General features: G+C 39.6%; 10 protein-coding genes and 2 pseudogenes. 11 read left to right on the top strand and 1 reads right to left on the bottom strand.

Annotated elements, in window-relative coordinates; translation table 11 throughout:
* Positions 1–32 precede the first annotated feature (32 nt).
* From NSS66_RS26530 to NSS66_RS26905, 5 genes and pseudogenes are all read left to right on the top strand, one after another.
* Positions 33–1,016, top strand: a complete 984-nt coding sequence (locus NSS66_RS26530; protein ID WP_076265043.1) for a glycoside hydrolase family 5 protein — start codon at positions 33–35, stop codon at positions 1,014–1,016.
* A 745-nt stretch (positions 1,017–1,761) separates the two neighbouring features.
* The gene (locus NSS66_RS26535) at positions 1,762–3,159 is read left to right on the top strand and encodes a DHA2 family efflux MFS transporter permease subunit (protein ID WP_081391192.1); all 1,398 of its coding nucleotides are present in this window, start codon (positions 1,762–1,764) and stop codon (positions 3,157–3,159) included.
* A gap of 12 nt (positions 3,160–3,171) precedes the next feature.
* Entirely contained in the window at positions 3,172–3,615 is a 444-nt protein-coding gene (locus tag NSS66_RS26540) for a DUF1064 domain-containing protein (protein ID WP_076265045.1), read from the top strand.
* Between the two features lie 108 nt (positions 3,616–3,723).
* A complete protein-coding gene (locus NSS66_RS26545) occupies positions 3,724–4,974 on the top strand; it encodes an acyl-CoA dehydrogenase family protein (RefSeq protein ID WP_076265046.1) in 1,251 nt (416 codons plus the stop codon).
* A 179-nt stretch (positions 4,975–5,153) separates the two neighbouring features.
* Positions 5,154–5,999: pseudogene (locus NSS66_RS26905) on the top strand (transposase).
* Between the two features lie 165 nt (positions 6,000–6,164).
* On the opposite strand, the gene NSS66_RS26555 reads toward NSS66_RS26905, so the two are convergent.
* Positions 6,165–7,583, bottom strand: a complete 1,419-nt coding sequence (locus tag NSS66_RS26555; protein WP_076265047.1) for a helix-turn-helix domain-containing protein — start codon at positions 7,581–7,583, stop codon at positions 6,165–6,167.
* Between the two features lie 1,200 nt (positions 7,584–8,783).
* On the opposite strand from NSS66_RS26555, the gene NSS66_RS26560 reads away from it, so the two are divergent.
* The 6 genes and pseudogenes from NSS66_RS26560 (at position 8,784) to NSS66_RS26585 (ending at position 15,010) form a co-directional block, all read left to right on the top strand.
* A complete protein-coding gene (locus tag NSS66_RS26560) occupies positions 8,784–9,599 on the top strand; it encodes a MerR family transcriptional regulator (RefSeq protein ID WP_076265048.1) in 816 nt (271 codons plus the stop codon).
* A 79-nt stretch (positions 9,600–9,678) separates the two neighbouring features.
* Positions 9,679–10,362, top strand: a complete 684-nt coding sequence (locus NSS66_RS26565; protein ID WP_076265049.1) for a DUF554 domain-containing protein — start codon at positions 9,679–9,681, stop codon at positions 10,360–10,362.
* Positions 10,363–10,493: 131 nt separating this feature from the next.
* Positions 10,494–10,702 (top strand): annotated as a pseudogene (locus NSS66_RS26570) (IS3 family transposase); the annotation flags it as partial.
* A 524-nt stretch (positions 10,703–11,226) separates the two neighbouring features.
* Positions 11,227–11,910, top strand: a complete 684-nt coding sequence (locus NSS66_RS26575) for an HlyD family secretion protein (protein WP_371917996.1) — start codon at positions 11,227–11,229, stop codon at positions 11,908–11,910.
* A 12-nt stretch (positions 11,911–11,922) separates the two neighbouring features.
* A complete protein-coding gene (locus NSS66_RS26580) occupies positions 11,923–13,452 on the top strand; it encodes a DHA2 family efflux MFS transporter permease subunit (RefSeq protein ID WP_076265050.1) in 1,530 nt (509 codons plus the stop codon).
* A 52-nt stretch (positions 13,453–13,504) separates the two neighbouring features.
* Positions 13,505–15,010 carry an efflux RND transporter periplasmic adaptor subunit gene (locus NSS66_RS26585; RefSeq protein ID WP_340960095.1) on the top strand — a complete coding sequence of 502 codons (1,506 nt, stop codon included), beginning with the start codon at positions 13,505–13,507 and terminating at the stop codon, positions 15,008–15,010.
* Positions 15,011–15,244 lie beyond the last annotated feature (234 nt).

Genomic DNA, 15,244 nt, shown 5'->3' on the forward strand with positions numbered 1-15,244 from the left:
GAGTTGAATAATAAATTTAAGGAGGAATAAAAATGAAAGTATTGTTAAGAAAAGCATTACTGTCTGGACTGGTTGGCCTGCTCATCATGATAGGTTTAGGGGGATTCTTCTCAAAGGCACAAGCTGCCTCAGGATTTTATGTGAGCGGAACCCAATTGTATGATTCTACAGGCAAGCCGTTTGTTATGAGAGGCGTCAATTATGCTCATTCTTGGCACAAAGATCAATTTTACACAGCTATCCCGGCAATTGCTCAGACAGGTGCTAATACAGTTCGGATTGTACTTTCAAACGGAAACGTGTACCAGAAGGATAATATTAATAAAGTGGAAGAAATTATATCATTAGTCACAAGTTATAAAATGATTCCTGTGCTTGAAGTTCATGACACTACGGGCAAAGACGATTACGCATCTTTGGATGCGGCTGTGAATTACTGGATTAGCATAAAAGATGCTCTAATTGGAAAAGAAGATAGAGTTATCGTAAACATTGCTAACGAATGGCACGGAACGTGGAATGGTAGCAATTGGGCGGAAGGGTACAAGCAGGCTATTCCCAAGCTCAGAAGTGCAGGAATCAAAAATACGCTCATCGTCGACTGTGCCGGATGGGGACAGTACCCTCAGTCTATACCGGATTTTGGACAATCTGTGTTTGCAGCTGATTACTTGAAGAATACGGTATTTTCCATCCATATGTATGAGTTCGCTGGTAAAGATGCTCAAACTGTACGCAGCAATATCGATAGTGTTCTGAATAAAGGGCTTCCTCTGATTATTGGTGAATTTGGCGGTTACCATAAGGGAGCGGATGTCGACGAGACAGAAATCATGAGATACGGCCAATCCAAAGGTATTGGCTGGTTAGCCTGGTCCTGGCATGGTAACAGCTCCGAATTCTCCTATCTCAATCTTGCAACAGGACCTAATGGTAATCTGACGGATTGGGGCCGAACTGTAGTTGAGGGGACTAATGGGATCAAAGAAACATCGCAAAAAGCTGGTATCTTCTAAAACCACACAGTCCCAAATGAAGAGCTTATATCATGATAGCCGCTCCTGAATTTTCAGGAGCGGCTTTACATTTAATTTAAATGGACTTTAAATACATACCCTGCATGCAGGTGTGGGATTCTACCTATTCTTTTTTCGATACATAACTACATAACTATGTTAAATGTCAAAGGACAAGAACTTGTATTTAATTAAAATTTCTATACTAAATAATCAAAGTAAAGTAGCTACGACAAACTTATTAGACATTTTTCCTAAATTTCTGAAGTGATTACATTTGGAAACTTTCATCATCAAGTATGTTTGCAATTAAATATGAAATTATAACTTTTGCACAAAAAAATATAGGGGTTGACTTTTTCTTTAGATGAGGGGGGTACTTGACACGCGTGTGCTATGATCAAAAAGTTGAAAGTTCTCCTCTATACGAAAAGTCACATTTTTTTCAAAGAAATGTGACCGAAGAGCTGAAGTGGTGATACATAACATCCGCTTCCGAGTTTAACTCTTCAAAGGATTTTAGAGAGAGAATGAGATAAATATACAAGGAGGTTCAGATATGAAAATAACTCAATGTGCTGCCTGCTACCGAGGCTCCGGTGAACGAGCTTACTAATATAAAAATTATCCCGTGCTGCAGATAGTAATGCAGTGAAAATTAGTAAGAAATAGAGGAGTGAAGGTTTTGCAATCAGGTACTGTTTCAGAACAACAAAAGGTTCCAAATGTTAAAGTTTTACCTATTATGTTTTCATTAATGCTGGCCGGTATAATAGGTACGTTTAATGAAACTGCAATTAATATAGCTATTAGCGATTTGATTAATCGGTTTGCTATTACGGAATCCACAGTCCAGTGGCTAAGTAGTGGTTATTTACTCACACTGGGAATTTTAGTTCCACTTTCAGGATTGTTGATCCAGTGGTTTACCACGAGGCAACTTTTCTTGGCCTCACTCATTATCTCAATCGTAGGTTCAGCTATTGGAGGCATGGCCGGAAGTTTCGAAATCCTGTTGATAGGACGTATATTACAAGCCGTAGGAGCGAGTCTCCTGTTCCCATTGATGTTCAATACAGCTCTAATCATATTTCCGGCTGAGAAACGCGGATCAGCGATGAGTCTGGTTACGCTTGTTTTTACTGTGGGACCTGCTATAGGCCCAACCATCTCGGGTCTATTGCTCGATAAGCTGAGTTGGCATTGGATATTTTGGGTATCTTTAATGACCCTGCTGATTGCTTTGCTCGTTGGCGCTACGTATATAAAGAATGTATCACCAATAACTAAACCACGTATCGATCTTTACTCTTTGATCTTGTCAACCTTGGGTTTTGGGGGTGTCGTGTACGCTGTTAGTATCGTTGGAGAAAGCGATCATGGCTGGAGCAACTCCAAGGTCATTGTATCCCTAATCGTGGGCATTATAGCCTTGATACTATTTGTTTTCCGGCAACTGAACATGAAGGAACCGCTTATGAACTTAAGAACGCTTAAAAATCCGATGTTTGTTATCGGTACATTGCTGGTGTTCGTTTGCATGATGTCTGAAATGTCGGCCATGTTTATTCTTCCGATGTTTATGATTCGCGTTCTTGAAATAAGCGCTCTGAAGGTGGGTCTCATTCTTCTTCCGGGCAGTATCCTTTCTGCTGTTCTTTCCCCCGTCATTGGGACGCTCTTTGATAAATTTGGAACCAAATTTCTAGTTGTTCCCGGCTTGCTCTTAACCGTGGCCTCACTGTGGTTCTTTTCTAGTATTACGATGGCATCCACGATTACTTTGATAGTGATCCTGCATTCCTGCCTAATGATTGGAGTTTTAATGGTATGGATGCCTTCTCAATCGAATGGGCTTAATCAGCTTCCTGCCGAGATGTACCCGGATGGAACGGCTATAATGACTACGCTACAACAGATTGCTGGGGCTCTCGGATTAGCAGTAGCGGTTAGCGTTATGACAAGCGGAGTAGCAAACTTTATGAAGGATGTACCTAACCCTTCAGACCCGGCTAATACAAAACTGGCATTGATTGCAGGGATGCAGAACGCACTTTTGTTCGCTATGTTGATTGCCGTTGCTGGGCTTGTTCTTGGAGTGTTCGTTAGACGAGTGAAAGTCGCCAAATCAGACTGGTCATAATGAGGTGAGCCTATGCATATGTCTGAAGCCGATCTCATGGAGCTCCTTACATCGAATCCTCATGTGAAAATTCGAGAACAAGATCAACGGTTGGTAAAACCTCGGGAGCCATTGCCTACTCAACGCCCTACATTTGATAGCGAAGTGGAGGAGCGCTTCTATAATAAAAGAATTGTTCCTTTGATTATTGCAGGTTTCCTCCATAAGCTGGAACTGCATAAAACCTTTGAGATTGTGGAGGCTGTGGAGCATTGCGGCAAGAAATATAAAAAACGTGTGTATACACCGGACTTCTACATGGAACTCAAAGATGGCTCCGTTGAAGTCGTCGAGGTTAAAGGCCGTATCATCAAAAAACTGCAACGAGATTATCCTCTTCGGCGTCAGCTTTTTATTTTAAACTACTGTCTTCCTAATAACTGGAAGTTTCTTGAGGTGCACGATGATGAGATATAGAGTGGAAATGGCCCCATCTTGATCGGAGCATTATAGAGTAGTTTATGAGTCATTTTATCTCAGAATCCATATCAAAACCTAATACGTGTAATAAGGAGAGTGTTTCTATTGTCAACCTTAAGTAAAGTAATTCAACTTACCGCTGAAGAGCAAAAACTTCTCCAGAATGCGACGGAATTAGTTCCATTGTTAATGGAGTATGGAACAAAAATTGATAAAAACATGCATATACCTGAAGAGATTATTGAAAAAGTTTCAAGTGCAGGACTCTTCAAGCTTAGAACACCGAAAAAATACGGTGGATATGAAGTGAGTATTCGAGCAATGATTGAAATTGTTTCAGAAGTGGCAAGAGGAAATGGTTCCGTGGGTTGGGTCGTTCAAAATATAAACGGAAATAACTATAGTTCGTCGCAGCTACTGCCCTCAGAAGTTGTCGATAAGATTTTCAAACAAGAAAAAGAGGTGAAATTTTGTTCGGTACTACAAGCAATTAAAGCTGTTGTGAAGAAGGTGGATGGAGGCTATTGGGTTGAGTATGGTCGTTGGGCTTTTGGTTCTGGCTCAAAGCATGCAACACATGCATTGTTAAATTTAAAAGATGCTAGTGCGATGCAACAAGATCCTAAGATGAAGCTGGCCGTTGTTCCCATGGATGAAATTAAAATTATCGATGATTGGCATACGATGAGTTTAAAAGGATCGGTAAGTAATAGCTTAGAAATGAATTATGTCTTTATTCCCAATGAATATGTTGCTGACGAAAATTTCGAGGAAGTGGATGAGACTAGGTTACATCATTTACAGGAGGAAGATCGATATAAGCATTATTTATTTCTGATTACCAGCATTACAACAGGTATAAGCACTATTCTTGGGCTTGCAAGAGGGGCAGTGGAGTACTTTGTTGAAAGAGCACCTAACAAGGGAATAGCCATGACCATTCACAGATCCCAGGCAGAAGTTGGACATATTCAGTACAAAGTAGGGCTGGCGGCTATGAAGGTTGAATCCGCACATCTTCATATCAATCGATCCATCGACATTCTAGAGGATAATGTACAACGTGGGGAACTATTAAGTCAGGAAGATTTTGTGCGAATCCAAACGGATATTGGGTATGCTGCTATGTTGTGTTCGGAAGCAGTTGAAATGCTAATGGTAGAAAGCGGCGGTAGCGCAATTCTGGATTCGAACCGATTATCGCAAATATTCCGTGACATTAGAGGCGGAGCTAATCATGCGTTTACCACAGCTTCTACCTGCCTAGAGCTATACGGGAGAGTACTTTTAGGATTACAGCCACAGCATATTGTCACGATTAGCAGTGCACATCTAATAAGAAATCAACCTGTTTAGCAGGAGCAAGCACACTAACTAGCGATTATGTAGGTTACAATTAGTCCGAGAATTAATTGAAAGCCACTAATCTGTATTGGGGCTAGGAACTGACCCCATAACGTGAGACAAATCAAAACACCTTCAAGAGAATCAATCCATGTCGTAAGATATGGAGATAACCTTGGAGGTGTTTTTACATTGGCAATCAGAGTAGCTCCCCTGTAGAAGTGAGGATGAAAGCGATAGAGATGAGATTGGCAGGCATTCCGGTGCGGAAGTCATGGAACAGTTAGAGATAAGAATAAGACCCAACTAAAAGTGCGGATGTTATGGTATCGAAAAGATCAGCTCCAGAGACTGAAGCAGCCTGTGGGTAAGCAGTACACCTACAATAAAGGTCCTGAGTACACTTCGTAACTGGAAAAAGTAAAAGGTACAGGAAAGGAGATGTCACCAAGGGTGTGCATGGTTAGGAACTCCTTTTGCTACTTACTACCGTTGGAAAGCCACGTATGGAACCGAGGGCAAGGATCACATGGTTGAGCAGATATGTGTACGTTTGGGGCCGATGCACTGATGCAAAAACTCGTCACAGATATTATGTATCTGTCGTTTGGTGGAAAAATGTTGTACCTGTCGAGTATCTTAGACTTGTTAAACGGAGAGATTGTGGCTTACAGTATAGCAAACAAGCAAGACACAGCGTTTGTGCTGAACATGCTAAATTAGCTACGATCTCTACCAGGCACGGCTCCATAGTAATCAAAGGCAGCGTTCATACGTCCCAACCTATCAAGAAGCTGTAAAGAGAAAAGGCATTACCATGAGCATGTCCCGCAAGGGTACGCCCGTTGATAATGCCCCCATCGAATCGTTTCATTCCACACTATAGTCTGAAAAGTTCTATCTCACAAGAATCTCCAGTACAACGACGGCAATCGTTGAACAAATCGTTCGAGACCACATCCCAACTATAACTCAATTCGGATTTAAACAAAACTAAAAAACAGTCGCCGATGGAATTCCGACGATTGGCTGCTTAAACTTGAAAGGTGTTTTGATCTCTGTCTCACAAATGGGGTCAGTCCTTAACTGGTCTGCGAGGATTTCTTTTCTTCCTATCCGTTTAAGAACCTCCAACCGTCTCTTGAAGCTGAATGTTTTGATTATGGCTGTGCGGATGAATAGGTATAGCTAAGAACAAAAAGCTAGTTGCGATGACGAACAGAACCATTTTTTTCAACATTCTCTACCCACACCTTTTCAATAAGATTGAAATACTCCGCTTTGGTTTCAAGAACCGCATGGGCTTGAAAACGAACAAACAATCCCATACAGTTTATAAAATATGTCTCATTCTTTAATATATTCGCTTTTAGCAATGCATTCATCAAATGTTTAAAACCATCACTGTACAGTCCTCGATGTAAATAATAAAAGGCTAACTCATAACCAAAACGTGCATACTGGTCTGGCACAACTTGTCGGGTATATATATCATTAGATAGTTGCTGTTGTGCAAAAGCGTTTATTTCGGCTTCAAACTGCTGAAGTATACCTTCCACATCTATCTGATATTGGTTTGCTGCCATTACTATATTCATCAGATTGGCGATCATTTCTTTTTCAGTATTATCTGGCGATGCAATAATATGATCAACATAATCGTGTAGCACACTTAAATCGCCAGATAAAAGCTTATATACGTAAGTATTACACTGCGCCCAATGTTGATACAATTTGATCCAATGCAGGGTATCCTCGTCCGTCTCTTTGATCCAATCTAAATTAGCGTAGGCGTATGTATGTTGTAATGCCTGCTTATAGTCGCCTTGGGCTTCACATACACTTGCACACAACAAATCAGCATAGGTTATGTACACAAACATGGGACGACTCAGCTTCTTAGCAGCCTCATCACGGTCTCGATTTTTCTGTTGATGTTTCACGACATATTGGATTTCCGCCTTCTCCTTCATTTTTTTAGCTGTCTCATCCAGCAAGTCCCATTTACGCAAAGACCTGTACACGTTTGCTAAGTCCTTCAATGCATCAAGTTGATCTAGTTCACCTAACCGTTCGACAAAGGGTTCAAATTGAGTAGCCGCCTTAAGATTACGGCTTTGATCATCTCCAACCTGAATCGTGAACATACGATATTGACAGATTGCCAAGCGCTCAGAGTGCTGGTATTTCTCCACTTCTGCTACATTCACATAGAGCACCAGCGCAGCATTATGCTGACCTTGTGCAAATAATGCTTCTGCCATGTCAAATATTTTAGGCGAATAGAGTAGATTGTCCATAATTTGTCCAACGATTCGACGGATCGCATCCAGCTTGTCCAGCTCTGCACAACGATATATTAATGGCTCGATTCGCCTCATATTCGGGGGGAGGTCGATGATGTAGTTTTCTATATATAAGTCGTAAAAGTAGCCTTCCGGCAAACCCATAGCCTCAGTGATCCGATCAAGCTGATTGACTGAAATAGAACTATTTCCTGACACAATGCCACTTACTATTCCCCTATTAATGCCTGCAATATGCCCCAATTGGGTTATGCTCAAACCCTCTTGTTTTAGGTATCTTCCTAATTCCGCCCGAATCGTAGGTGTATGCTTCATGTCATACCCACCTCCCGCACAAAAATCCCATTATTTGTATTAACGGATTCTATTGTCGTCCGAAATTTAACAATTGTCAATAGCATCTGTGCCGATACCCGTTCTTGGCAGAGTAACCTATAATACAAAAATACTCTATCAGCTTAATGCTGGTAGGGTATTTATTATCCCAAACGATTGACTGAGGTTTGCACCTTAGCATCAACCCAGGTGTTACACCTACTGCGGCTTGGTTCATCATTTGACTCACCTTAGCCGCAAAAGTGGAAACAGTTGCTTTTGCTATTGCATTTGTCTTTTCTCGGTATGCCACCGGGGACAGGTCGTTAAGCTTATTCTGGAATTGTTCATCACTTTAGAACGAAACATACTCCTATATTACTGTTCTAATTCGAAAATCGTTTGTAGATAAACCAGGTATATTTCCCACTAGAAGGAAATATTTAGTACAGCATACTAGATGTCTTTTTTGTTGTCCATAATAAAGTGATAATATCGTAATTGACATTAAATATTAATAAATATACGAATTAAAGTCTGGATTTTAATAAGATTTTTAATACTATTATTTAGGTCGAAATTAGAAATACTTGATTTTTGTCCAAAATATTATTGTACATCGTACAGGCAAAAATATTTGCATTTTACTCAACTTTATTTTATATTACAGAATCACATAATCAGAAAAACGTTGATACACCAAGGATGTTAGTAAACAACTTTATTGTCCATAGACAACTGGTATCAAAAGGGCTAATTTCTGAGGGAGGAGGCAACAACAACCGAAACCGTCATCAATCAGCTCAAAGTAGGCAAAGGATTCTCTGAATTCACCGGTAATAAAGTAGGGTTGGATGCACAACTAGAGAGAAACACCGGACATCCAAGGTTAAACTAACGAGAAACGAAGTTTAAAATAACATGCAGGTTAACATGTAACTTGTAACACACGATAGAGAAAAAAATGAAATGCAAGTCATAATTAAGCAGTGATTGCGTTCATTCATATGAGTGAAATTGCTATGTAATTATAACAATTGCACTGGAGTAAGATTGTTGCAGGTGAAGCATTTGATTAATTAACTTGATGGTTTGAATACATGAAAAAATTAAATTGTAGTATAGTCTGCCTGTTGGAAGAAAAACTGAGAAGATAGATTTCCATATTTTAGTATATAGATTTGCGAAGGCGGTTTTTTTATGAAGGAATTATTCACTATAGGTGATTTATCAAAATTATTTCAGGTCAAAATTGCCACACTTAGATATTATGATGAGATTGGGCTCTTGAAACCAGAGTATATAGATGAGAAAACCAATTATCGTTATTATTCAACTCAACAATTTGAAAGGTTAAGTACAATAAAATATTTAAGGGCTCTGGGCTTACCGATCAGCGAGCTTTTGGAGTTTTTCGACTACCGTGATACGGATAAACTGATTGAGATGTTAAAAAGGCAACAGACTGAAATTGCTAATAAAAAGAGAGAATTAGAGTTGGTGGAAAGGAAAATTTCGCGACGCTTGACTCAGATATATGATGCTATAACTAATCCATTAGATACAATTATGGAAGTGAAGCTCCCGAAACTAAGAGTAGCCCATTTAATCCAAGATTATAGACCTGGCGAAGATATTGAGTATCCAATTGCCGAATTGAGAAAAAATTTTAACATTGAAGGAAGTATATTTTTAGGTAAAATAGGAATTTCAGTTGCTTTTAAAGACATTCATTCACATAAATTTGACCGATACAACAGTATATTTATGGTTTTAGAGGAAGGGGATAAGATACCAAAGGCTGCTGTCATTTTTCCCTCTCGCGAATATTTAAGAGTTCGGTTCAGAGGAACTCATGTCAATGCATCTCTATTTTATGAAAAGCTGCTTAATTATATTAAAAATCATAATTATAATATCATAGACGATTCTATCGAAATAACATTGATCGACTATGGCATCACTAATAATGTGGATAAGTACGTAACAGAAATATTATTGCCTTTTAGTCGTTAATCAAAAAAAATGCTTGACCCTCTAGTTACTAGAGGGTTTATTTTTTTTCATATGCCAATTTTGAAAGGAGAGAACTATAATGTTTGGTACAGTCTTTAATGTGCTAATGATTATTGTAGGTAGTATTATTGGGAGTGTTTTTAAAAAGGGAATAAAGAACGAGTACCAAGAAATCTTAATGCAATCGATGGGATTAGCTGCAACAGCACTTGGAATTAATGCAATCGTACAGCATATGCCATCTAGTAAATATCCAGTTCTTTTTATTGTTAGTTTGGCCATAGGTGGATTAATTGGCCAAAAGATCAACTTGGAGATGAAGTTTTCCAATATTGTTAATAGATTTTCGAAAGGTAATTTGGCCGAGGGTTTATCTACTGCTATTTTATTATTCTGTATCGGTTCCTTATCTATACTAGGCCCTGTTGAAGCTGCTCTAAAAGGTGACCTGACCTATTTATTTGCTAATGGGATGTTAGATGGTATAACTTCTATAGTTTTAGCTTCAACATTTGGTTTAGGTATAGCGTTTTCTGCTCTAGTATTATTCTGTTGGCAAGGTTCAATCTATTTAATTGCGAAATTAATAGAGAATTCGTTAAATACAGATCTAATGAACGAGGTAACCATTATTGGAGGTATTTTAATATTATGTTCAGGACTAAGTATTTTAGGAATTAAGAAATTTAAAACACTAAATCTCTTGCCGGCATTAGCTATTCCTCCCCTCATGTTCTTCATCTTATTTGTTTTTAATTTGTGACTTATTACAATCTAATCTAGGTTTTAACCAGTCACATTAATAGGTCGGCTAACATCACTTATATTTTGTTTCATGAACTTAGAAAAGTTCTGTATATTTTATCCAAGAAAATCGTTACACACCTTCCGTTGGTTCTGGATACGTTATGTCAACTCCCCAAGTCGATCTGGTATGATGCTCCACAGCGATCAAGGCAGCGTGATACTGTCTGAGGGCTATCAGGTGGCCGTCAAAGGAAAAAGCATTATCATGAGCATGTCCCGCAAGGGAATACCTGCTAATAATGCTTCATCGAATCGTTTCGTTTCATTCCACACTAAAGTCAGAATCGTTCTATCTCGAAGGCCCCCATGTACAACGATTGCAATCGTTGTACATGGGGGGCCTTCCAGACTATTCTAAATATTACCTATTATAAAATTGATTAGCATTCAAAAGAAAATAAAAAACAGTCACCGATTGATTTCCGATGAATGTGTGCTTAACTTGGAAGATGTTTTGATCCCTGTCTCACAAACGGAGGTCTGTCCCCAAATAGGAACTGGGGGCTTTTTTTTGTAAAAATTCTTAATGAAGTAGAAACGCTTTAGACACCTACCTTACCTTGTCAATAATCTAACCCCCATTCAATTTTCATTATATTGACAATAAGTAAGGGATTAGGTTAAAATCATCATCATAATTACTCTGTACAAAGTAATCTATACAAATTAAGGTTTGAAAGACGTATCAGAAAAGTACATGGAAAGGAGGAAATTCCTTAAATCTCTACTAGATCGGATAATAATTACCTATGAGATCTTTCCTACAGCATCAATCCTTTAGGATAAAAAGGGGATCGATGAGTCGAGACAAGGTGTTCGTATGAAAATTCATTCTACTGAGGTGGAGTTAGTGGGTAAGAAGAAAATTTATGCAGTTCTTATTGTCTTGTTTATATTGAGTGGCGGGGCACTAGGCTACTATTACTGGTACCAAGGCACACATTATGTGACAAGCGAAGATGCTCGTATTGCTGCGGATCAATATAAAGTTATGCCACTGTTTACTGCAAAGCTGAATCATATTTATGTTGAAGAAGGAGATACACTAAAGCAGAATGAGATGATTGCTGTACAGGATATATCCGGTTTGGATTCCAGTTCCGTTAACAAAGCTGTGATTCGAGCACCTATTGATGGTTCAGTTATTAAAATTTACTCCCAAGAGCAAGAAATTGCATCACCAAGCTCAGCGGTAGCGATAATGACAGATATGGAAAACTTATATGTATTAACCAGCATTGAAGAAACCGACATTAGCCGAATCAAACCTGGTACAAGTGTCGATGTTACACTGGATGCTGCGGAAGGTCAGGTAATTCAGGGTAAAGTCAGTAAAATCGGGCAAGCTTCCAACTCTTTATTTTCTGTAATTCCTGCAACCAACACTAGCGGTAACTTCAATAAGGTTACTCAACGGGTTCCCGTAAAAATTGCCTTAAACATACCCGATGATATGCAATTGATTCCAGGAACCAACGTTAAAGTTAGAATTCATACTCCATAGAGGGGGATCTGCTTGGATTCAAATAAAATAACCGTTGCGCCTCCCATTGATTCACCCAGAGAACGCTGGCTGGCTTTCTTTGCAATTGTCCTGGGAGCTTTTGTTGCTGTTTTAAATAACAGTTTAATTAATGTGGCAATCCCACAGTTGACTGCAGATTTAGGCTCTACCACCTCACGAATTCAGTGGGTTATCACCGGATATACTCTTGCTTCCGGAATCATCGTTCCGATCACAGGATTCATGGAACAACGGGTTGGCTATAAGAAGTTTTTGATCGGTGCTCTCTCCGTTTTTACATTAGGTACAACTTTTTGCATATTTGCATGGAATGATTTGTCATTGATAACTGCCCGTATTATTGCCGGCCTTGGTGGCGGAGTTATTATTCCGCTCAGTATGACCATTGTGTATAAAATAATTCCACGCGAACAGGTTGGAATGGCAATCGGGATTTGGGGAATTTCCTCCATGGCTGCACCTGCAATCGGTCCGACGTTAAGCGGTTATTTGATTGAATGGTTTAATTGGAGATTTCTGTTTATCGCTTGTGTTCCAGTTGCATTATTTGCCATTCTAATGGTTGTATTATTGATCAAAGAACCGCCAAAGGGCAATTCAATAAAATTCGATTTCACAGGTTTTGCGTTAGCTGCTACCTGTGCAGGTACATTACTTTACGCCCTCTCTAGCGGGCCATCAGATGGCTGGGGTTCTTTTAAAATTGTTTCTTTATTTTTTATTGCATTTTGGTCGTTGATCTTTTTGATATTTGTTGAGAGCGGCAAGGATAATGCTGTTATCGATCTTTCATTGTTTAAAAATCACAAATTCACCATTAGTGTAATTACCTCCAGTTTTGTCATGATGGGGATGTATGGGGGTACTTTCTTAGCGCCATTATTTTTACAAAACATACAGTCGGTATCCCCAGTGGACACAGGGCTTGTTTTGCTTCCACAGGCGGTGGCTATGGCACTGATGATGCCCATTGCGGGCAAGCTGCTTGACAAGATAGGTATCATACCGATCGGACTCGTAGGACTGACACTAACCAGTTTTATGACTTATCACCTTCATTTACTAACACCGCAGACATCTCGCTCTTGGTTTGAAATTGTAACAGTATTACGTGGAGTAGGAATTGGATTATGCTTAATGCCTCTGTCTACTATCGGGATGAATGCCGTAGCGAACAATAAGGTTGGGAATGCCTCAGCCGCGTCTAATCTGATAAGAACCCTAGCTGGTTCGATGGCGATTGCAATTCTCACTTTTATCATGCAAAACCGTACGGCACTCCATACTCAGCATATTTCTGAATCCATTACACCGGAAGCGGCTCAGGCCTTACAGTCAACTCTTGGGAGTTCGTGGTCTTCAACAATATCCGGTTTAATCTCGCTGGATGCTTATTCCAGGGGAATTGCTGATACATTCCTATTATCATCGATCCCGTTATTTTGTTCGATCCCGCTTATTTTACTTTTTCTAACTGGACGAAAAGCATCGAAAGCCGCAGTAACGGAAAATCAAGCGTAATTCACTCATTTCTTTTAGTATAAGCCTGGAATGAAAGGGGAAAAAGTATCTGATGAAAAGGTGGGAAGCGACTACTGCGGTAATACTGCTGGGAACTATTATTATTTCTGGTTGTTCACAAGGCACCGAAGCTCCTCAGGATATAAATGTAAAGGTAAAAGTCAGCCAAGCTCATAAGGGGGTAATTGGAAGAGGTGAAATATATACTGGTAAAATAACCTCATCTGAAACAGTTAATATTACTCCTAAAATTTCCGGGAAAGTTAAGAACATAGCTGTAGACGTAGGGACAGAGGTGAAGAAAGGGCAGTTGCTTTTAAAACTGGAAGATGATGATCTTCGCAACAATTTGAAAATTGCCAAATCCAATGTGTCGGCTGCGGAGGCAGCCATTATGTCCGCAGAAGACACTCGTGAATCCAGTATGGTATCTGCTAACTCCGGAATAGTCAGCTCGAGAAACAGTGTCATTTCCTCCAAAAGTGCTATTTCACAAGCAGAAAAAGGAATCAATGAGGCTCAGCAAACAGTTAATCAGGCTCAAACCGCATTGAAGCAGGCTCGTACGGCTGTCTCTACTGCTACGAATACCATAAGGCCGACACAGGAGGGGCTGTTAAATGCGAAGAAGAATTTGTCCCGCACTCAAACTCTGTACAACAGTTCTTTAGTGACACAAGCCCAATTAGAAGAAGCACAAGCTGCTCAAGTTAGTGCACAAACGGCCTACGACAATGCGACTAATGCAAAATCCAATGCTAAAGATCAGCTTTCCGCTGGAGAAAAATCATTGACTATTGCTCAAAAGGCATTAGCCACTTCAAAAACGGCCTACGAGAATGCTAAAAACAGCTATGAAAATACTAATATTGGTTACAAAAATGCCCAACGTCAGTTGGTCGTATCGCAGAGCACTGCGGGAATCGAAGCGAGTCAACAAAAATTGGAACAATCCAAGTTAAATGTAGATATTGTCCATAATTTGCTAAATAATTCAGTAATAACATCACCTATCAACGGTATTGTTAAAACCAAAAATATAGAAGTAGGAGAAATAACCTCGACTTCATCCCCTTCACTAGTAATCCACAATCTAGATAGCGTCAATCTGTTGATCTATGTGCCAGCAGAAAAAATTAACGATATCAAAGTTGGTGACCCTGTACAGGTTCGCGTAGCTTCTCCCGCCACACTGACTACAGGCAAGGTCAAAAGTATTAGCTCTGAAGATACGAATGGCAACGGTTTTCCAGTGAAAATAACCGTCGTAAATACCAGTGACGAGCTAAAATCAGGCATGCTGGCAGATGTAAGCTTTGTGGGGACAAATGCCAAAGAAGGCATTATTATATCGACGAGAGCAATTGAAAAAGAGGGTAACATGTCTTATGTATATGTGGCTGCTAATGGTCATGCAATACGTAAGGAGATTACCATAGGAGAAGAGGCTGGTCCACAAACGCTGATCACTAATGGTCTAAAAGATGGTGATCAAGTAATAGTTAACAACTTGGCACTTCTCAGTAACAATACAGCTATTAGAATATCAAAGCCATAATAGCAATGCCGTTGATGCATTCCGTCGGGCTAATTTATCAAGGATGCTATGGCCTTCGTTGCACAAATAGATTATGGATATACTTCATTCCATATTCACTACCACTAGCTCACTCAAAATACCGGTACCAGGGATACAGATCTTGAAGTAACGTTGCGAACAGAGCAGCAGGAAATTATATGCTATAATTGTATAGTTGATCTTGTACACCTTAATTAAAATCAACCTGCAATT

Source organism: Paenibacillus sp. FSL R10-2748 (genome assembly GCF_038005565.1).
In the GTDB taxonomy this organism is placed as follows: domain Bacteria; phylum Bacillota; class Bacilli; order Paenibacillales; family Paenibacillaceae; genus Paenibacillus; species Paenibacillus polymyxa_B.